The sequence below is a fragment of the Aestuariivirga sp. genome (assembly GCF_047600585.1).
Classification (GTDB): domain Bacteria; phylum Pseudomonadota; class Alphaproteobacteria; order Rhizobiales; family Aestuariivirgaceae; genus Aestuariivirga.
The window spans coordinates 595,393-613,661 of the sequence record NZ_JASGKP010000001.1; the positions used below are offsets into that span (position 1 = coordinate 595,393).

The window sequence follows — 18,269 nt, forward strand, 5'->3', positions numbered from 1 at the left end:
GAAGATTGTGGCGCGGCATGGCGGCGCGGTTCCTTGCCCTTCTGCTGCTGGGGGCGCCGGCGCAGGGGGCGGAGCCGGAACCCGTTGCAGTTGAACTCGTCCTTGCGCTCGATGCCTCCGCCAGCATGGACCGGGCGGAGTTCGACCTGCAGCTCAAGGGCCTTGCCGCCGCCTTCCGAGACCCCGGCGTGCTGGAGGCACTGGCCAACATCGGCCCCACGGGTGTTGCCGTTGCGGTCACGCAGTGGGGCGGTGACAACGAGGCGAGGGTGATCCTGCCTTTCACCCATCTCCGCACAGCCCGCGATGCGCGCGCCTTCGGCTTCCGCATCAGCCGGGCACGGCGGGCCTTCATGGCGTCTTCCACCTCCATCGCCACCGCCATCGCCCACGGGGTGGAGATCATCGACACTAACAGCTTCGCCGGCGAGCGCCGCGTCATCGATGTCTCGGGCGACGGCATGGACAATGGCGGCCTCAATCTCGATCGCGCCCGCGACACTGCGCTGGCAAGCGGCATTGTTGTGAACGGCCTTCCCATCGATGCCGACAGCGTGAACCTCGCCGCCTACTACCGTAACAACGTCATCATCGGCACGGACAGCTTCATCGAGCCAGCCTCCGACTTCGCCGACTATGCCCGTGCCATCCGCGAGAAGCTCATCCGCGAGCTGCGCCCGCTCGACTCCTGAGCACGGCGAGCAGGCGCGCCGCCGCCTTTTCCAGGTCTTCTTCGCGGAAGCCTGCGAAGCTGAGTAGCAGGCCCTTCTCCCGCGTGCGCCCGGCATAGTGTTCGGAGAGCGGCTGTGTTTCGATGCCTTCTTCCAGGAGTGCGCGATGCAGAACCTCGTCGTCGGCGGAAGGTGGAAAGCGCAGAAGCAGCTGCAGTCCGGAGGGTGGTGCATCGAGCTGAAAGAGCGATGGCGCGCCGGGCGAGAGCGCCTTGATCAGGCAATCGCGGCGGGCGGAGTAGAGGCGGCGCATGCGGCGGATGTGAACGGCGAACTGGCCATCCTCCATGAACTGCGCCAGCGCTGGCTGCACCAGAAGTGACGGCGGCGCGCCGAACGTCGTGCGCTCGTGGCGGAAGACATCGATGAGCCGCTTCGGCACCACGATGAAGCCAAGCCGGATGATCGGCGAGAACACTTTCGAGAAGGTGCCGGAGTAGATCACACGGGCATCGCGGTCGAGGCTCATGAGGGCGGGGAGCGGGCGGCCCACGTAGCGGTACTCGCTGTCGTAGTCGTCCTCGATGATGATGGCATTCGCCTGCTTGGCCCAGGCGAGGAGCTCGAGCCGCCGCGAGAGCGGCATGGTGACTCCCGTCGGATATTGCCGGGCCGGCGTGACGAAGGCCCCGCGCGCCTTTGGGAAGCGCTGGCTCGCCTCGTTCACCATCAGGCCTTCGCTGTCGATCGCCACCGCCTCGACCTTGATCCCGGCCAGCCCGAAGACGCGCCGCGCCGTGGGATAGCCCGGATCCTCCAGCCACAGCTGGTCGCCCGGCTGGAAGACGGCGCGGCGGACGAGATCGAAGGCATCGCTGCCGCCTGCGGTCATGATCACCTGTTCGGCGTCGCAGGCAATGCCGCGCCAGTCGAAGAGGTGTGTGGCGATGGCCTTGCGGAGCGGCAGCCAGCCGAAGGGATCGTTGTGCTCGAGCAGCGTGATCGGCGGGTTGCGCCAGTAGCGCCCGAGGATGCGGCCCCAGTCGTCGTGCGGGAAATGCTCCCAGTCCACGAGACCGGCGCGGAATGGGCGGGCCGGTTCGCGCTTCTGGCGCGGGGCGGAGGCCGTGGTGGTGGACTTGCCCTTGCCGGTGGACAGCAGGGCCTCCGGCAGTTCTGCCGCAACCGTTGTGCCCGAGCCGAGGCGGGTCTCGAGATAGCCTTCGCCAAGGAGCTGCTCATAGGCGTCGACCACGGTGGCGCGGGCCACGCCCAGCTGCTCGCTCAGCGCCCGGCTGGAGGGCAGCTTGACGCCGGGCTTGAGCCGCCCCGACAGCACGAGTTCGCGCACCTGGCGGGCGATCTGGGACTGGAAAGCTTCCGCGTCGTCCCGGTCGATGCCCAGTTCCAGGGTGGCACTGGTGATAAGTGGTCTGGTCTTTGCTGTAGCCATTGGTTCTTTTCGCCAGACCATAGAGAATGCATGGAGCAGTGACAACAAGGAGTTGGACATGACTTCCGCACCCAGCGACCGCACCCGCGTGAGACGCATGAACAAGCGGGCCCATTATGACGAGGCCACCATCCACCCCATTCTCGATGCGCAGCCCATGTGCACGGTGGGCTATGTCTTCAACGGATCGCCGGTCGTGACGCCCACCCTGCAATGGCGCGAGGGACATCACATCTACTGGCATGGTTCCTCCGCCAGCCGGATGCTGGAGACCTGCGAGGATGCCGACGTCTGCGTCAACGTCACCATTTTCGACGGCATGGTGATGGCGCGTTCGGCCTTCAATCATTCCTGCAACTACCGCTCGGTGATGGCCTTCGGAAAGGCTTTCAAGGTGACAGACGTGGCCGAAAAGGAGGCGCGGCTGAAAACCTTCACCGATACGCTGTGGCCGGGGCGCTGGGACATGCTGCGCAAGATGACGCAGAAGGAACTGAAGGCGACGACCATCCTCGGCCTCGAGCTGAGTGAAGTGTCGGCCAAGGTGCGCACCGGTCCGCCGGGCGATGACGAGGAAGACTATGCGCTGCCCATCTGGGCCGGCGTCGTTCCAATCGGCTACCGCTTCGGCCCGCTCATCGACGATCCGCGGTTGCTGCCTGGCGTCACCGCGCCCGACCACGCGAAGAATTTCAAGTTCGGGTAGTTTTCTCCCCCGTGGCAGGGGCGGGCCATTAAGGCGGGATTTACCATAACATCATAGGGTTCACCCTGGTGGCAGAGCCTCTGGGGAGGCGCTGCCCTCCTTTGCGCGCCGCCGGTGCGCAGGGGCTCTCGGTTCCTGTGGGTGTGTAGGTCAGTCGTGTCTCGCGGTTTGCAAAAGGGCGCCCTTGGCGTCATTGCCTGTCTGTTTGCGTTGCTCTGGTCCTGCGCCGTTGCGCAGGCGGATACACTTGATTGGGCGACGCGTCCGGCGACCAACCTGCGCACCGGCGGCACCGATGCCGCCACCTTCGGCACAGCGCCCACCCAGCTGACCATCACGACCAGCGGCAGTGTTGCGGGCACATACGATGGAGCAGGGCCCAATACGCTCGCCATTGAGCCTGCGTCCTCATCGAATGGCACCACCGGCTACATCAATTCCACCATGAATGCCTCGGTCGCCAACGAGACCTCGGTCCAGACCACCACGATCAATTTCAGCGAGCCGGTCTACAACGCGAGCGTGGTCGTGGGCGATATCGATGGCGGCCCGACCTTCAGCCTTTCGGGTGCGGCCTTCAACGACATCGTGGAATTCCGTGCAACCGATGCCTCGGGCGCCACGATCCTTCCCACCTCGGGAACGCCGGTCAATTCTTCCATCGTGACGTGGAACGCCGCCACGGGCCGTGCGCTCTCCACCAACCAGAACGTCACCACCAATGCGGGCGACGTGACCGTGACCTTCGCGGGTCCGATCCGCACCCTCACCATCCGCCACATCTCCGGCGCCAACAGCACCACCGCAAACCCCACCCAGCAGTTCGTCTATATCGAGACGGTGACCTACACGCGCTCGCCGCAACTCCGCCTGCAGAAGACTTCGAATGGCGGCGTGGGTACCTTTAACTTCTCCACCGGCAACATCTTCGACGGCACGAACTGGTCGGCACAGACGGTTGCGTCATCAATCACCACGGCGACGGCGGGCACGGCAGTCAACGGAAACTTTGCGCGGCTGTGGGCCACCAACACAGATACGGTGATCACCGAGACGGGTGCTGCAGGCTGGCTCATCACCACGACGCCGGCCACGTGCACGGATTCGAACAGCGCCGTCTCCGGAAATCCGGCCAGCTTCACCGCCGCAGTCTCGGGCTATGCCGTCACGCTTGCGGCTGCGAACGTACGGGCAGGGGCGCTCATCACCTGCGCCATCATCAACGGCAAGCGGCCGACGGTTCAGATTGTAAAACAATCGGTTGGGGGCACAGGCTCGTTCAATTTCTCAGGCACGAACGGGATTGGCACCGTGGCGCTCAATACCGGCTCGGGAAATCCGTCGAGCAGCAGCGTGCTCACCCTTACCACCGCTGCAACGGCAACGACGATCACTGAGACCATTCCCTCGGGATGGACGCTGGCCTCTGCCACTTGCACCGGCATGGCGGGTGGTGGCACCGCGACCCTTTCAGGCAATGTTCTCACCCTCAATGCGGCGGCGACAGCGGCCACGGCGAACATCGTCTGCACCTTCACCAACAACAAGATTCCGGTGGTGCGCGTCCAGAAGATCACCACGGGCGGCGCAGGTGGACCGTTCTCCTTCACCGTCACCAATCTGGCGAGCACGCCAGCCGCCATCACGACCGCTGCTGCGGGCACGGCCACGCCGGCCTCGCCGACCGCCATCAACGTGACCACCGTCTCGACCGCGGTGAGCATCACCGAGAGCTTCTCGCTCGCCTGGGTTTCAGGCGGCGTCACCTGCACCGATGCCAATGCCGGTGTGACGGGCAATCCCACTCCGGTGGCCACGGGCACGGGTGCTGCCGTCACCATCGCGGCGGCGCGTGTCGTCTTCGGTGCCGACATCACCTGCGTCTTCACCAATGCGGCGGCGGCGCCACAGCTCAGCGTCGGCAAGGTCGCAAGCCCCACCAGCGTGAGCGCCGCAGGGCAGGTGATCACCTACACGCTCACCATCGGCAATCCCGGCAATGTGACCCTGACGTCGGTCACTGTCACCGACCCCAAGGGCACGGTGACCTGCCCGAGCAGCGGCACGAACGTGATCGCCAGCCTTGCGCCTGCCGCCTCGCAGACCTGTACGCTCACCTATGCCGTCACCCAGGCCGACTTCGATACCAACGGTGGCGGTGACGGCGACATCGACAACACCGCGACCGCCGCCACCACTTACAACTCCGCCGCAGTGTCGGGCAGCGGCTCGACGGCGGTGACGCTTGTCATTGCGCCCGCCCTCACCATCGTGAAAAAGCCGTCCGCGTCCCTCAACGTGCCGGTCGGCACCACGGTCACCTACACCTATACGGTGCGGAATGCGGGCAACCAGACGGTGAGCAACGTCAATGTGGCGGACGTGGCCAATGGCTATGGCACAGCCCCCGTGCCGGGCTCGGAAACGCTCCTCACAGATGCTGCACCCCTTGGCGATTCCGCCGATGCGGCGGTGAACGGCACGTGGGATACCCTTCGCCCCGGCGATGAGGTGCGCTTCACCGCCACCTATGTGGTGAAGCAGAAGGACGTGGACCTGCTGCAGTAGCGACGCGTGAAACTGGACTTCCGCCGCCCGACACCCTACATCCATCCCCGGCGAGACTGCCCGGTGCGTGAAGGAACCTTTATTCCCTGGGGCCTATAAACGATACCATTGGGAGCTGTCCCTGCGCCGGGTCGTGGCCTGGCATACACGGCGCCCACCTACGCTAGTAGGGACCCGGGATCGTACGTTCCCACGGCCCATGGTGGTCTCGCCACTCATCCTGTCGGTTTCCGCGGCGACGGCAGATGGCGCGCCTGTTAAAGTTCGGGACATGGATCCCCTCGCTCCCCTCAAGAAAGCAGCCCGGGCCGAGGCCATGGCGAAGCGCAATGCCGCCCATGACGGCCTCAAGGACATCGCCTCCGCGGCCCTTCTCTCCCATCCCTTTCCGGTGACGCCATCTCCCGGACGTTCGGTTGTCTCCGCCTTCTACCCCTACCAGAGCGAGATCGATACGCGTCCGCTGCTGGGCCGGCTGGCGGGCGAGGGCTGGACCACGGCGCTTCCCATCGTCACCAAGCTCGGCACGCCGCTTGAGTTCCGCCGCTGGATGCCGGGCGAGCCCACCATTCCCGGGAAGTGGGACATTCCGCGGCCTGCCGAAGAAGCACCGCTCGTTGAACCCGACGTGCTGCTGGTGCCGCTCCTCACCTTCGACCGCAGGGGCTACCGTCTCGGCTATGGCGGCGGCTTCTATGACCGGACGCTCGAGAAGCTGCGGGCCGGCAAGCCCGTGGTGGCGATCGGTGTCGCATACGCCGTGCAGGAAGTTGACAGCGTGCTTCATGATCATCATGACCAGTTGCTGAACTATGTTATGACGGAAAAAGAGCTGATCAGGTGCGTTTGATCTTTCTGGGTGATGTGCTCGGCAAATCCGGGCGGGATGCGGTGGCCCTTCACCTGCCGCAGTTGCGCGCGAAGTTTCGCCCCGACTGCGTTGTCGTGAATGGGGAAAACGCCACCCACGGTTTCGGCCTCAGTGCCGACCACTATTCGCTCCTGCGCGATGCAGGCGCCGACGTGGTGACGCTCGGCAACCATGCCTTCGACCAGCGCGAACTGCTTCTCACCATCGAACGTGAGGACCGGCTGATCCGCCCGGTGAACTGGCCCACCGGATGCCCCGGGCGCGGCAGTGCGCTTGTGGAAACGGAAACGGGCAAGCGCGTGCTCGTCATCAACGCCATGGGCCGCGTGATGGTCGAGCCGGTGCTGGATGATCCCTTCCCCGCGGTGGAGCGCGAGATCGAGCAATGCCGCCTCGGCATCGACTGCGATGCCATCCTGCTCGATTTCCACGGCGAGGCGTCGTCGGAGAAAATGGCGATGGGCCATTTCTGCGATGGCCGCGTCAGCGTTGTCGTCGGCACCCACACCCACACGCCCACGGCCGATCATCACATCCTCAAAGGTGGCACCGCCTACCAGACCGATGCCGGCATGTGCGGCGACTACGACTCCGTCATCGGCATGGAGAAGTCCGAACCCCTGCAGCGCTTCCTGCGCAAGCTGCCGGTCGAACGCATGAAGCCGGCAGAAGGCGAGGCCACGCTTTGCGGCCTTGCGGTGGAGACGGATGATGCCACGGGCCTTGCGCTCAAGGTGGCGCCCATCCGCATCGGCGGACGTCTGGCACCAGCAGAGGTTCCGTTTTGGTGATGTGATATGAGGCAATTTTGTCTGTCCCGCGACAAAAAAGGGGATGACGCGCCGCACACACTTGCTATCATTCTCTCTTCGAACGGCCCCCACATAACAAAACAAGCGCCAGGCACAGGGTTGCTTCAGGTGCTTACAAAGAGCGGTTCGTAAGGGTCATCGGGGAGGTGACCGCACCAGTCGGGCTCCGACAGAATGCCGCTGCGCATTGCCCGTGCAGCGATTGTCCTGCTGCCCGGCGACCGGTTCATTCCCCATGAATTTATCTCATTGCCGGTGCGCCGGCCCATTTGGAGGAATGACATGAAGAAAATTTTGGCTGTTCTCGGAGCTGGCGTTCTCGCGACATCCGCTCTCACGGCGGTTGCCCGCGCCGGTGACGAGCTCACGATCACGTCGTGGGGCGGCGCCTATCAGGACTCGCAGCGCGAAGCCTACTACAAGCCGTACATCGCCGCCGGCAACAAGATCACCGAAGCCGAGTACAATGGCGAAGTCGCCAAGATCAAGGCCATGGTGGAAGCCAAGGCCATCACCTGGGACGTGATCGACGTCGACTCGCCGACCGCCCTTCAGGGCTGCGCCGAAGGCGCCCTTGAAGTGATCGACTGGGCCAAGCTCGGCATCGATAAGTCCAAGATGCTCGGCGCCGACGTGTCGGAATGCTCGGTGCCCACCATCGTGTTCGGCACGGTGTTCGGTTACGACACCTCGAAGCTGAAGGACGGCCCGACCACCGTGGCCGACATCTTCGACACCACCAAGTTCCCCGGCAAGCGCGGCCTGCAGAAGAACCCGACCGTGAACCTCGAGTGGGCCCTGATCGCTGACGGCGTTCCCGCCGCCGACGTCTACAAGGTGCTCGGCACGCCGGAAGGTGTTGATCGCGCCTTCAAGAAGCTCGACACCATCAAGAAGGACATCATCTGGTGGGAAGCCGGCGCCCAGGCTCCGCAGCTTCTGGCTGACGGCCAGGTGGTCATGACCTCGGCGTGGAACGGCCGTCTGCAGACCCCGATCGACAAGGACGGCAAGCCGTTCAAGATCGTCTGGGATCACCAGGCGCTGGACTGGGACCTCTGGTCGATTGCCAAGGGCACGCCGAAGATGGATGAAGCCTACCGCTTCATCGCCTTCGCCTCGGGCGCCAAGCCGCAGGCCGAGCAGACCAAGTACATCGCCTATGGCCCGGCCAATGCCGACGCCATTCCGAATGTCGACCCCAAGGTTCTGCCCTCGCTGCCGACCGCTCCTGACAATCTCAAGACCGCGTGGAACATCGACACGCAGTTCTGGGCCGACAACGGCGACCAGCTGAAGGAACGCTTCAACGCCTGGCTGTCGCAGTAAACACTGCGATCGCGAAACATCAGTGCCTTCCCCCGCGCTTCTGCGGGGGAAGGTGCCCCGTTACGGCATATGCGATGTGCTGTGAGGGGCGAGGGGCGCCAGAGACGAGATGACTTCCGTACCGATCAATTCCGATACCATCATGCGCGCGGCCGATGGCACGCCGCTCAAGCAGAAGCTGGCGCAGGCCCAGCGCCAGGCGCAACTCAAGGCGCTCGCCCTCATCGCTCCGCTGTTTCTCTTTATCATCATCAGCTTCCTCGTGCCCATCGGGTCGATGCTGGTGAATGCCTTCTATGACCCGGACGTTCACAATGAAATGCCGCAGACAGTGCAGGCCATCGCCGCTTGGGACGGCAAGGAGCTTCCGGATGAAACCGTGTTCGCCGCCTTCGCCGCCGACATGAAGGCAGCCCAGAAGGCCAAGACCGCCGCGCAGATCGGCAAGCGCCTGAACTACGAAGTGCCGACGCTGAAATCGAAAGTCACCGTCACCGCCCGCAAGCTCGACAAGGTGGAAGCCGGCCCGTGGAAGGACGCCGTGATCGCCATCGACCCGGTCTGGGGTGAAGTCGAGACGTGGGCCGTGATCAAGCGCGCCACCTCCACCTACACGTCGTTCTATCTCCTCAACGTGCTCGACCTCAAACAGACCGCCGACGGCAAGGTCGTGAGCGTGGAGGACAACCGCAAGATCTATCGCGACATCCTCTTCCGCACGCTCGGCATTTCCTTCCTGGTGACGCTCATCACGCTGATCATGGGCTTCCCCGTCGCCTATCTCCTCGCGACCGTGCAGCAGAAGACCGCGAGCCTGCTGATGATCCTCGTGCTGCTGCCGTTCTGGACATCGCTGCTCGTGCGCACCACCGCGTGGTCGATCCTGCTGCAGGATGGCGGTGTGTTCTCGCAGGTGCTGCACATCACGGGCATCACCTGGCTCCTGAACGTGCTGGGCTTCATCCAGGGTGACCCGCAGCTCTTCAAGACGCGCTTCGCCACCGTTCTTGCCATGGTGCACATCCAGCTCCCCTTCACGCTGCTGCCCATCTACTCGGTGATGAAGACGATCTCGCCCACCTACATGCGCGCGGCGCGCTCGCTCGGCGCCAAGCCGGCCTATGCCTACTGGCGCGTCTACATTCCGCAGACACTCCCGGGCGTGGCCGCAGGCTGCCTGCTCACCTTCATCCTCTGCCTCGGCTACTACATCACGCCTGCGCTGGTGGGCGGCCCAGCCGATAACATGATCTCGGGCTTCATCGACATCGCCATGAACCAGGAGAACAACTGGGGCAAGGCCTCGGCATTGGGCGCGGTGCTGCTCACCGCCACGCTCATTCTCTACTATGTCTATAACAAGCTGATCGGCATCGACCGCATGAAGCTGGGTTGAAACCATGTCATTGCCTGCCTACGCCACGCCTTCGGAAAAGATCGGCTACTACGGGCTCCGCGTTTTTGTCGGGCTGGTGCTGCTGTTCCTGATTGCCCCCATCCTTGCGATCATGCCTTTGTCGTTCAACTCCGACATGTTCTTCAGCTATCCCATGCCGGGCTTTTCGCTGCGCTGGTATGAGGACTTCTTCTTCAATCCACGCTGGCAGAGCGCGCTGTGGCTCTCCGCCGTGCTCGCCGTGCTCACGACAATCCTTTCGACCACGTTGGGCACACTCGCGGCGCTGGGCCTTGCCCGCGGCAACCTGCCGTTCCGCGCCACCATCATGGCGGTGCTGATTTCGCCGATGATCGTGCCGATCATCATCTCGGCGCTGGGCATGTTCTTCTTCTATGCCAAGATCAACCTGCTCGGCACGCTGCCGGGGCTGGTGCTGGCGCATACGGCCCTTGCCACGCCCTTCGTGGTGATCACGGTGACGGCCACGCTCTCGTCCTTTGACCGCACGCTGATGCGGGCAGGGGAGAGCCTCGGTGCTTCTCCTTCCACGGTGTTCTTCCGTGTGGTGATGCCGCTGATCCTGCCGGGCATGATCTCGGGCGCGCTCTTCGCCTTCGGCACGTCCTTCGATGAAGTGATCGCGGTGATCTTCATTGCGGGCCCCGAGCAGCGCACCCTGCCGCGCCAGATGTTCTCCGGCATCCGCGAGCAGATCTCGCCCACCATCACGGCAGCGGCGACCGTGCTGATCATCATCTCGACCCTGATGCTGGTGACAGTGGAACTCCTGCGCCGCCGCAGCGAACGCCTGCGCGGCATCAGAACCTAACTCAATCCCGGTCCGCTGATCTCGCGCAGCAGCTTCATCCGCATTGCCTCCGCGAAATCCGGAAAGCCCGCGGCGGTGACGCTGAAGGCAGCCGTGCCTGTTACCACATGGCTGTCGAGATACTCCTGCAGGCGCGGCCATTCATTCGAGATGGCGAGGCCGTTCACGGTGATGCCCGCCCGTTTCAATTGGCTGCGGATGCGCTCGAGCGGCGGACCGATGTTGTTGATGCCGTCGGTGGAGAGATCGATGACGCGGCGCGTGGCGGCAGGTGCGGACGCGAACAGCCCGCCTGCATGTTCCAGCGCCAGCGAAATCGATGTACCGCCACCGGGATCGGCGCGCGGCGCCGCGACGAGGCGCACGGCAAGCGCCTGCGCGGTGTCATCACCTTCCACGATTGTCCAGGGGATGACGAGGCGCTGCACGCGAAGGCCCGACCATTGCGTGACGGCGATGGCGATGCGTCGGTTGGGACCGGACCGGATGGCTTCCCGCACCTCGGGGCTTTGCAGCGCCGCCGCGATCCCCGCCATCTGGAGCGAGTGTTCATCGGCGCTCACGCTGGCTGATATGTCGATCGCCAGCACCAGCGCCACATCGACCGCGCGCGTCTCGGCACGCAGGGGAAGGAGTGCCGCGAGCAGCACCGCAAGGACCAAAAGAAAAGTGCCGCGCATGGGTCGCTCCTCTCATCCCGAAGGACGAAGCTAACCCAGGTTCAGCACCTGTCGATAGGGTTATGTTGCTGAGGTCAGCGCTTGCGGATGAAGGCCGGGAGCGGCGTCACTTCGTCAGCGCCAAGGGCTTCGCGGAGGCGCGACGAGATGCGGTTGCCGCGGGCCAGATGCTGTTCGGAGGCGGCGTGAAGTTCGGCGAGACCTGCAGCTTCATAGGCTTCCGCCGCAGCGGCGCTCTGGTCCGACAGCGTGGAAATCGCTGCGAAAAGCCTGCCTTGTGGAGCCGATTCAGCCAAGGATTTGACCTTTCTCAGGGCGACAGCGCCTGCAATACCGGCGGACTCGCCGCCAAAAGAGAACGCTTCGATAGCCGGCTTGACCGACAGACCCATGACACAACTCCACAAACACACTCACAGGCCTTTCATCGTGAACGAACAGCGTTAAAGCGGGGTTAAGCGGGCGGCTTGCCCGGCGCAGGGGGACTTGGCTATAGGGCCTGTGATTTCGGCCCCCATCCGGTGGGCCATTCCCACGATCGAGGACATTATGGCAGGGCATTCACAGTTCAAGAACATCATGCACCGGAAGGGCAAGCAGGACGCCCAGCGGGCCAAGATCTTCTCGAAGCTCTCGCGCGAAATCACCGTGGCCGCCAAGGCCGGCCTGCCGGATCCTTCGGCCAATGCGCGTCTCCGCCTCGCCATCCAGAACGCCCGCGCCGAGAGCATGCCCAAGGACAACATCGAGCGCGCCATCAAGAAGGCGCAGGGCAGCGACGGCGAGAGCTTCGACAACGTGCGCTACGAGGGCTACGGCCCGGGTGGTGTCGCCGTCATCGTCGAGGCGCTCACCGACAACCGCAACCGCACCGCCTCCAACGTGCGTTCGCTCTTCACCAAGTACGGTGGCAACATGGGTGAATCCGGTTCGGTCGCCTTCATGTTCAACCGCGTGGGCGAGATCATCTATCCGAAGGCCAAGGCCTCGGCGGATGCCATCCTCGAAGCCGCCATCGACGCCGGTGCTGACGATGCGACGAGCGACGACGTGCACACCATCATCTGCGCTTTCGAAGCGATTGGCGACGTGTCCTCCGCACTCGCCGCAAAGTTTGGTGATGCGGAGTCGGTGAAGGTCGTGTGGAAGCCGAACGTGATGTCGCCGCTCGATTTCGAAAAGGCGGAAACGCTGATGAAGCTTGTCGACGCCCTCGACGAAGACGACGACGTGCAGGTGGTGTTTTCCAATGCCGACATTCCCGACGACGTTATGGAAAAGCTGAACGCCTGATGAGCATCCACCGCTTCGCGCCCAGGCACTTCCACGCCACGCTTGGTGCTCATGAGCCGGTCATGCGCATTGCCGATGGCGATACGGTGATCACCAACACCGTCGATGCCCACGGCTATGACCATGAGAACATCCATCGCGGTGGTGACACCAATCCGACGACCGGTCCCTTCTTCGTGGAAGGGGCGGAGCCCGGCGACACGCTGGCGGTGACGATCAAGCGCATCCGCATGAACCGCCGCATGGGCTGGACCCGCCAAGGCCTTGCCTGGCACGTGGTCGATCCCGCCCGCGTGCGTGACATGCCAGCCCGCGAGAAGATTTTCTGGCAGATCGAGGACAATGCGAAACTTGTGCGCCTCGAAAGCCCCACGGCGCCGTTGAAATCCTGGACCGTGCCGCTGAAGCCGATGATGGGCTGCTTCGGTGTGGCACCGGCAGACGGTGAGTTCATCTCCACCGCCACGAGCGGACACCATGGCGGCAACATGGACTATAACCGTTTCGGCGAAGGCGTGACCGCTTACTTCCCCGTTGCTGTCAAAGGCGCGCTCTTCTGCCTCGGTGATGCCCATGCCGCACAGGGTGACGGCGAGATTGCCGGCACCGGCATCGAGACCTCCGCCGAGGTGGAGTTCTCCGTGGCGGTGCGGAAGGGCGTGACGGCGCACTGGCCGCGCGGCGAGGACGCGGAGTCGATCTTCACGGTGGGCAATGCCCGGCCGCTGGAGCAGGCGCTGCAGCACGCCACCTCGGAGATGCTGGACTGGCTGGCGCAGGACTTCGGCCTCGACACGGTGAGCGCCTCGCATCTTCTCGGCATGCATGTGCGCTACGACGTGGCCAATGTCTTTAATCCGGCCTTCTCGGTTGCCTGCCGCCTCGACAAGCAAGTTCTCGCAAGCTTCCCGCGCCGCGGCTAAACTTGCCGGCATGGTGAGAATCATCGGACTTGATCCGGGCCTGCGCAACACGGGCTGGGGTATCATCGAAGCGGAGGGATCGCGCCTCATCTATGTGGCCGATGGTGCCGTTCATTCTGAGGCCGATGCACCGCTCGCCGTGCGCCTGCACCAGATCTACACGCAGGTGATGGGTGTGCTGCACGACTTCGCCCCAGATGAGGCCGCGATCGAGGAGACCTTCGTCAACACCGATGCCCGCGCCACCCTGAAGCTGGGGCAGGCGAGGGGGGCCGTGATGCTGGCCCCGGCCTCACTCCAGATTCCCGTCTCGGAATATGCGCCCAACACGGTCAAGAAGTCGGTCGTGGGGGCGGGCCATGCCGAGAAGCAGCAGGTGAAGCACATGGTCAAGGTGCTGCTGCCCAAGGCCGCGCTGAAGACCGCCGACTCCACTGACGCGCTCGCCATCGCCCTCTGTCATGCCCACCACCGGGGGGCGCGAAGCTTGGCAGCGGTTCTCGCGCGTTCTTGACTTGTTCTCATTTCTGTGAGAGTATTACCAGACAGAGGTCAGGTAATACCATGCGTATCACATCCAAAGGCCAGGTGACGATCCCGAAGCACATCCGCGACAAGCTGGGTGTAATGCCCGGTGACGAGGTGGGATTCCGGGAGGACGGTCAGGCCGTGATCCTCGAAAATGTAAGTGCCCAGAGCGCCGGCGAGAAGGTCATGCACGCGATCCAGCGCGCCCAGGAACTCGTGAAGCAAATGCAGCGCGATGGGCGGATGGAACCGCTCGGCACCAGTGTCGATGAATTCTTGGATGATTTGAGGGGCTACAGCGGCGATGCCGACGATCCTGGATTCCAACGTCGTCCTTGATCTGCTCGATGCCCGGTCGCCATCTTTCGGCTGGTCATTGAAATGGTTCGAGGCAAGCGCCCGCACGGACTCTGTCGTCATCAACGCGGTGGTCTTTGCCGAGACCTCCGGCCGCTTTGTGAGGCTCGATGACGCGCGCATGGTTTTCGGTGAACTTGGCCTCGCCTACGAAGACATTCCGCCCGAGGCCGCACATGCTGCGGGGCGAGCCTACGTCTCCTATCGCCGCAACGGCGGGCTCAAGGACCGCATGCTGGCAGACTTTCTCATCGCGCCCACGCAGCCGTCAGCGGGTATCGTGTCGTGACGCGAGACAGCGCCCGTTATCGGTCCTATTTCAGCGGCGTCAACGTGATCGCGCCGGACACCCATCCATGAAGGCCAGTGCATGATCGGAAAACTCAAGGGACGCATCGACTCCACCGGGCCGGACTGGGTGATGGTGGATGTGAACGGCGTAGTCTACTTCGTCTCCTGCTCGGCCAAGACGCTCGCCGCCCTGCCGGGGGAGCGCGAGGCCTGCGAGCTTCACACCGAAATGCTGGTGAGTCAGGATTCGATCCGCCTCGTGGGCTTTGCCACCCACCTCGAGAAGGAATGGTTCAAGCTTCTTCAAACGGTGCAGGGCGTGGGTGCGCGCGTGGCGCTTGCGATCCTTTCCGTGATGGGGCCTGGCGAGCTTGCCTCTGCCATCGCGCTTCAGGACAAGGCGATGATCGGCCGCGCCAATGGCGTGGGCAAGAAGCTTGCCGAGCGCATCGTGCTCGAACTGAAGGACAAGGCCCCGGCCTACACCGCTGCCGATTTCGGCCTCACACAGGTTGCGGCAGAACTCGCCGCGCCAAAATCGTCTGCGGTCACCGATGCCGTATCGGCGCTGGTCAATCTGGGTTACGGGCAGACACAAGCCGCCCAGGCCGTCTCCGCCGCGCTCAAGAAGGCGGGAGATGATCAGCCCACGGAGAAACTGATCCGGCTTGCGCTGAAGGAGCTGGCGCTGGGATGAATGCGGCAGAAAAAGCGGTGGCGCCGAAACGAGCCTTCTCCAGTGCGGTTCTCACCGTGCTGTGTTTCCTCGTGCTGATGCCGCCCTTCGGCCTTCTCACCGCGCTGGTGCTGGAAACGGTGCTGCCCGATTACGCCGAACTGCCCTTCTTCATGCCGCCCGGCATGGGGCTGCAGAATCCGCTGACGATCCTCATGTCGCTGACCGCGCTTATCGTCTTCTATGTGGCCATGGCCGTGCAGTCGCTGGTCTGCGGCCTTGCCGTGGCGGCCTTCGGCTGGCTGAGGGGCGTGCCGTCGCTGGTGCTCGTGATCGTCGTGGCGGCGGTCACCTTCGCCATCGCCAATCTGCTGCTGTGGCGGGAATTGCCGGATACCATTCCCACCATGCTGGCGGTCCATGTGGTGCCCGCAATTCTGTGCTGGTTCATCACCCGCCGCCTGTGGCAGGAGGTGTGAGATGACCCGCTCCGTCCTCCACACCGAGAAGAAGCCTGAAGACGCGCTCGACACCCACCTGCGCCCGCAGAAGCTCGACGAGTTCATCGGCCAGACGAAGCAGAAGGCGAACCTCAAAGTCTTCATCGAGGCAGCGAAGGCCCGCGGCGAGGCGCTTGATCACGTGCTCTTCGCCGGCCCGCCGGGGTTGGGCAAGACGACGCTTGCACAGATCATGGCCCGCGAAATGGGCGTCAATTTCCGTTCCACCTCCGGCCCCGTCATCGCCAAGGCGGGCGACCTTGCCGCCATCCTCACCAATCTCGAGGAGCGTGACGTTCTCTTCATCGACGAGATTCACCGGCTCAATCCGGCGGTGGAAGAGGTGCTCTATCCGGCGATGGAGGATTTCCAGCTCGACCTCATCATCGGTGAAGGCCCCGCGGCTCGCAGCGTGAAGATCGATCTGGCGAAGTTCACGCTCGTGGGGGCCACCACCCGGACCGGGCTTCTCACCACACCCCTGCGCGACCGTTTCGGCATTCCCGTCCGCCTCGAGTTCTATGGCGAGGACGAGCTTCTCGAGATCGTGCGGCGCGGCGCCCGCATTCTCTCGCTGCCGCTGAATGAGGATGGGGCGCGCGAAATCGCGCGGCGCTCGCGCGGCACACCCCGCATCGCCGGACGTCTCTTGCGCCGCGTGCGCGACTTCGCCGCCGTGGGTGGACAGACCAGGGTGGATGCCGCCGCAGCCGACAAGGCGCTGCGGGCGCTCGATGTCGATCACGCCGGACTCGATGCCCTCGACCACCGCTATCTCAACTGCATCGCCCTCAATTTCGGCGGCGGGCCCGTGGGCATCGACACAATTGCCGCCTCGCTGTCAGAGGGGCGTGACGCGCTCGAAGACGTGGTCGAGCCCTATCTCCTGCAACTGGGTTTTCTCAACCGCACACCCCGCGGGCGGCTCCTCACCCACCACGCCTTCAAGCACCTGGGCCTTGCCGTGCCGAACCGGCCGGAGATCACCCAGGGGGTGCTGCCGCTGGAGGGCGAGCAGTGACGGAAGGAACGATCAGCAAGGGCGTGCACCGCCTGCCGCTCCGCGTCTACTACGAGGACACGGATTTCTCCGGCAACGTCTACCACGCCAACTATCTCAAGTTCTGTGAGCGGGCCCGCTCGGATTTCCTTCGCGTCGCCGGGATCGACCAGAACGCCATGTTCGGGGCAGGTGATCCGATCATGTTCGTCGTCCGCCGCATGCTCTGCGATTTCCTCAGGCCCGCCCGCTTCGACGACCTGCTGGTGATCGAGACCCGGCTTGGCGAATTGGCAGGCGCCCGCTTCGAGCTGATGCAGCAGGTCCGGCGCGGGGATGAGTCGCTGTTTTCGGCAGATGTGACGGTGGCGCTCATCGACGGCCGGGGAAGGCCCCGCCGGGTGCCGCCGGAGATCGCCGCCCGGATCGTCTCGGCCACGTCATAACGCTTTGTTAACCATAACCGATTCAAGCACATAACGGGGACTCCGGGACCGGAGCGGGGTCCCTGCGGCTCCAACGGAACTGTGAATGGTGCCGCAGTTTCGACAGATTTAAACGGTTTGAGGCAGTCGGGTTCGGCTGCCGGAACATTTCGGGCTGGCGGGTGCCGTGTCACCTCTTCAGTCCACAGGCCAGAATGACGCGCCGAACAGGGACGCAACGGATTACATGGAAACGATTACGCAAACCGCGGTGACGAAGTCCGCCGAAATCTCGCTCTGGCATCTCGTCATGCAGGCCTCGTGGCCGGTGTTCTTCGTCATGCTGGGGTTGGCTGCCGCCTCCATCTGGTGCTGGGCGATCATCTTCAACAAGTTCTTCACCTTCCGCCGCGAACACGCCGCGAATGACCGCTTCGAGCAGGCGTTCTGGTCGGGGCAGTCGCTGGAGGATCTCTATCGCGGCCTCGGTGGCCGTGCCACGGCGGGCCTCGCCTCGATCTTCCTCGCCGCCATGCAGGAGTGGAAGCAGAGTCAGGGTGCCGCCATGCGGGCGGGCTTCGCCGGCGTCCAGAAGCGTATCGAGAAGGTGATGGATGTCGCCATCCAGAAGGAGATGTCGGAACTCGAGTCCAATCTCCTCTTCCTTGCCACCATCGGTTCGGCCGCGCCCTTCATCGGCCTCTTCGGCACGGTGTGGGGCATCATGACCTCGTTCCAGGGCATCGCCAATTCCGGCCAGACCAACCTTGCGGTTGTGGCGCCCGGCATCGCGGAAGCCCTTTTCGCCACGGCCATCGGCCTTGTGGCCGCCATACCGGCGACAATCTTCTACAATATGTACTCCGCCGACGCGGCCAAGGTGCAGTCGCGGCTGGAGAACTTTGCCGACGAATTCTCGGCCATCATTTCGCGCCAACTGGACGAGAGGGCTTGAGCC

Annotated in this window: 21 protein-coding genes and 1 other RNA gene; 19 read left to right on the plus strand and 3 right to left on the minus strand. The window is 63.9% G+C overall.

From position 1 onward, the window contains the following. The first annotated feature begins 17 nt into the window (after positions 1–17). Complete coding sequence (locus tag QM801_RS02685; protein ID WP_415017668.1) at positions 18–692, plus strand: DUF1194 domain-containing protein; 675 nt, start codon at positions 18–20, stop codon at positions 690–692. On the opposite strand, the gene QM801_RS02690 is transcribed toward QM801_RS02685, so the two are convergent. Next, positions 661–2,124 (minus strand): PLP-dependent aminotransferase family protein, encoded by a 1,464-nt coding sequence (locus tag QM801_RS02690; protein WP_415017669.1) that lies wholly within the window; start codon positions 2,122–2,124, stop codon positions 661–663. The two genes, QM801_RS02685 and QM801_RS02690, sit on opposite strands and share 32 nt — an antisense overlap. Before the next feature lie 58 nt (positions 2,125–2,182). Between QM801_RS02690 and QM801_RS02695 the strand changes: the two genes are divergently transcribed. From QM801_RS02695 to QM801_RS02730, 8 genes are all read left to right on the plus strand, one after another. Beyond that, a complete protein-coding gene (locus tag QM801_RS02695; protein WP_415017670.1) occupies positions 2,183–2,830 on the plus strand; it encodes a pyridoxamine 5'-phosphate oxidase family protein in 648 nt (215 codons plus the stop codon). Between the two features lie 156 nt (positions 2,831–2,986). Further along, a complete protein-coding gene (locus QM801_RS02700; protein WP_415017671.1) occupies positions 2,987–5,398 on the plus strand; it encodes a beta strand repeat-containing protein in 2,412 nt (803 codons plus the stop codon). A 50-nt stretch (positions 5,399–5,448) separates the two neighbouring features. Next, positions 5,449–5,611: non-coding RNA, 6S RNA (gene ssrS / locus QM801_RS02705), on the plus strand. A 58-nt stretch (positions 5,612–5,669) separates the two neighbouring features. Next, entirely contained in the window at positions 5,670–6,248 is a 579-nt protein-coding gene (locus QM801_RS02710; protein WP_415017672.1) for a 5-formyltetrahydrofolate cyclo-ligase, read from the plus strand. Continuing rightward, complete coding sequence (locus QM801_RS02715) at positions 6,239–7,060, plus strand: TIGR00282 family metallophosphoesterase (protein WP_415017673.1); 822 nt, start codon at positions 6,239–6,241, stop codon at positions 7,058–7,060. The genes QM801_RS02710 and QM801_RS02715 overlap by 10 nt, the downstream gene beginning before the upstream one ends. Positions 7,061–7,363: 303 nt before the next feature. After that, a complete protein-coding gene (locus QM801_RS02720) occupies positions 7,364–8,410 on the plus strand; it encodes an ABC transporter substrate-binding protein (protein WP_415017674.1) in 1,047 nt (348 codons plus the stop codon). A 109-nt stretch (positions 8,411–8,519) separates the two neighbouring features. Beyond that, on the plus strand, positions 8,520–9,806 hold the full coding sequence (locus QM801_RS02725) for an ABC transporter permease (RefSeq protein ID WP_415017675.1): 1,287 nt from the start codon (positions 8,520–8,522) through the stop codon (positions 9,804–9,806). A 4-nt stretch (positions 9,807–9,810) separates the two neighbouring features. Then, a complete protein-coding gene (locus QM801_RS02730; RefSeq protein WP_415017676.1) occupies positions 9,811–10,638 on the plus strand; it encodes an ABC transporter permease in 828 nt (275 codons plus the stop codon). On the opposite strand, the gene QM801_RS02735 is transcribed toward QM801_RS02730, so the two are convergent. Both QM801_RS02735 and QM801_RS02740 read right to left on the minus strand, forming a co-directional pair. After that, a complete protein-coding gene (locus tag QM801_RS02735; protein WP_415017677.1) occupies positions 10,635–11,318 on the minus strand; it encodes a DUF1194 domain-containing protein in 684 nt (227 codons plus the stop codon). The genes QM801_RS02730 and QM801_RS02735 overlap by 4 nt on opposite strands. A 74-nt stretch (positions 11,319–11,392) precedes the next feature. Beyond that, a complete protein-coding gene (locus QM801_RS02740; protein ID WP_415017678.1) occupies positions 11,393–11,614 on the minus strand; it encodes a hypothetical protein in 222 nt (73 codons plus the stop codon). Positions 11,615–11,867: 253 nt separating this feature from the next. Between QM801_RS02740 and QM801_RS02745 the strand changes: the two genes are divergently transcribed. From QM801_RS02745 to tolQ, 10 genes are all read left to right on the plus strand, one after another. Next, a complete protein-coding gene (locus QM801_RS02745; protein WP_415017679.1) occupies positions 11,868–12,611 on the plus strand; it encodes a YebC/PmpR family DNA-binding transcriptional regulator in 744 nt (247 codons plus the stop codon). Further along, positions 12,611–13,534, plus strand: a complete 924-nt coding sequence (locus QM801_RS02750; protein WP_415017680.1) for an acetamidase/formamidase family protein — start codon at positions 12,611–12,613, stop codon at positions 13,532–13,534. The genes QM801_RS02745 and QM801_RS02750 overlap by 1 nt, the downstream gene beginning before the upstream one ends. A 10-nt stretch (positions 13,535–13,544) precedes the next feature. Continuing rightward, positions 13,545–14,048, plus strand: coding sequence for a crossover junction endodeoxyribonuclease RuvC (gene ruvC / locus QM801_RS02755; RefSeq protein WP_415017681.1), 504 nt, complete (start codon positions 13,545–13,547; stop codon positions 14,046–14,048). A gap of 50 nt (positions 14,049–14,098) precedes the next feature. Further along, a complete protein-coding gene (locus QM801_RS02760; RefSeq protein WP_415017682.1) occupies positions 14,099–14,401 on the plus strand; it encodes an AbrB/MazE/SpoVT family DNA-binding domain-containing protein in 303 nt (100 codons plus the stop codon). Next, entirely contained in the window at positions 14,367–14,708 is a 342-nt protein-coding gene (locus QM801_RS02765) for a type II toxin-antitoxin system VapC family toxin (RefSeq protein ID WP_415017683.1), read from the plus strand. Before QM801_RS02760 ends, QM801_RS02765 begins: the two co-directional genes overlap by 35 nt. An 81-nt stretch (positions 14,709–14,789) precedes the next feature. Next, a complete protein-coding gene (gene ruvA / locus QM801_RS02770; RefSeq protein ID WP_415017684.1) occupies positions 14,790–15,407 on the plus strand; it encodes a Holliday junction branch migration protein RuvA in 618 nt (205 codons plus the stop codon). Next, positions 15,404–15,865 carry a hypothetical protein gene (locus tag QM801_RS02775; RefSeq protein ID WP_415017685.1) on the plus strand — a complete coding sequence of 154 codons (462 nt, stop codon included), beginning with the start codon at positions 15,404–15,406 and terminating at the stop codon, positions 15,863–15,865. The genes ruvA and QM801_RS02775 overlap by 4 nt, the downstream gene beginning before the upstream one ends. Position 15,866: 1 nt before the next feature. Beyond that, positions 15,867–16,907 (plus strand): Holliday junction branch migration DNA helicase RuvB, encoded by a 1,041-nt coding sequence (ruvB, locus tag QM801_RS02780; protein ID WP_415017686.1) that lies wholly within the window; start codon positions 15,867–15,869, stop codon positions 16,905–16,907. Further along, positions 16,904–17,332: a tol-pal system-associated acyl-CoA thioesterase gene (ybgC, locus tag QM801_RS02785; protein ID WP_415017687.1), complete on the plus strand. Its 429-nt coding sequence runs from the start codon at positions 16,904–16,906 to the stop codon at positions 17,330–17,332. The genes ruvB and ybgC overlap by 4 nt, the downstream gene beginning before the upstream one ends. A gap of 226 nt (positions 17,333–17,558) precedes the next feature. Further along, complete coding sequence (tolQ, locus tag QM801_RS02790; protein WP_415017688.1) at positions 17,559–18,266, plus strand: protein TolQ; 708 nt, start codon at positions 17,559–17,561, stop codon at positions 18,264–18,266. Positions 18,267–18,269 lie beyond the last annotated feature (3 nt).

Bases quoted from the DNA above. Each gene is read 5' to 3' on its own strand.
- QM801_RS02685 (WP_415017668.1), top strand. From the start codon at position 18: ATGGCGGCGCGGTTCCTTGCCCTTCTGCTGCTGGGGGCGCCGGCGCAG.
- QM801_RS02690 (WP_415017669.1), bottom strand. From the start codon at position 2,124: ATGGCTACAGCAAAGACCAGACCACTTATCACCAGTGCCACCCTGGAA.
- QM801_RS02695 (WP_415017670.1), top strand. From the start codon at position 2,183: ATGACTTCCGCACCCAGCGACCGCACCCGCGTGAGACGCATGAACAAG.
- QM801_RS02710 (WP_415017672.1), top strand. From the start codon at position 5,670: ATGGATCCCCTCGCTCCCCTCAAGAAAGCAGCCCGGGCCGAGGCCATG.
- QM801_RS02720 (WP_415017674.1), top strand. From the start codon at position 7,364: ATGAAGAAAATTTTGGCTGTTCTCGGAGCTGGCGTTCTCGCGACATCC.
- QM801_RS02725 (WP_415017675.1), top strand. From the start codon at position 8,520: ATGACTTCCGTACCGATCAATTCCGATACCATCATGCGCGCGGCCGAT.
- QM801_RS02730 (WP_415017676.1), top strand. From the start codon at position 9,811: ATGTCATTGCCTGCCTACGCCACGCCTTCGGAAAAGATCGGCTACTAC.
- QM801_RS02735 (WP_415017677.1), bottom strand. From the start codon at position 11,318: ATGCGCGGCACTTTTCTTTTGGTCCTTGCGGTGCTGCTCGCGGCACTC.
- QM801_RS02745 (WP_415017679.1), top strand. From the start codon at position 11,868: ATGGCAGGGCATTCACAGTTCAAGAACATCATGCACCGGAAGGGCAAG.
- QM801_RS02750 (WP_415017680.1), top strand. From the start codon at position 12,611: ATGAGCATCCACCGCTTCGCGCCCAGGCACTTCCACGCCACGCTTGGT.
- ruvC (WP_415017681.1), top strand. From the start codon at position 13,545: ATGGTGAGAATCATCGGACTTGATCCGGGCCTGCGCAACACGGGCTGG.
- QM801_RS02760 (WP_415017682.1), top strand. From the start codon at position 14,099: ATGCGTATCACATCCAAAGGCCAGGTGACGATCCCGAAGCACATCCGC.
- QM801_RS02765 (WP_415017683.1), top strand. From the start codon at position 14,367: ATGCCGACGATCCTGGATTCCAACGTCGTCCTTGATCTGCTCGATGCC.
- ruvA (WP_415017684.1), top strand. From the start codon at position 14,790: ATGATCGGAAAACTCAAGGGACGCATCGACTCCACCGGGCCGGACTGG.
- QM801_RS02775 (WP_415017685.1), top strand. From the start codon at position 15,404: ATGAATGCGGCAGAAAAAGCGGTGGCGCCGAAACGAGCCTTCTCCAGT.
- ruvB (WP_415017686.1), top strand. From the start codon at position 15,867: ATGACCCGCTCCGTCCTCCACACCGAGAAGAAGCCTGAAGACGCGCTC.
- tolQ (WP_415017688.1), top strand. From the start codon at position 17,559: ATGGAAACGATTACGCAAACCGCGGTGACGAAGTCCGCCGAAATCTCG.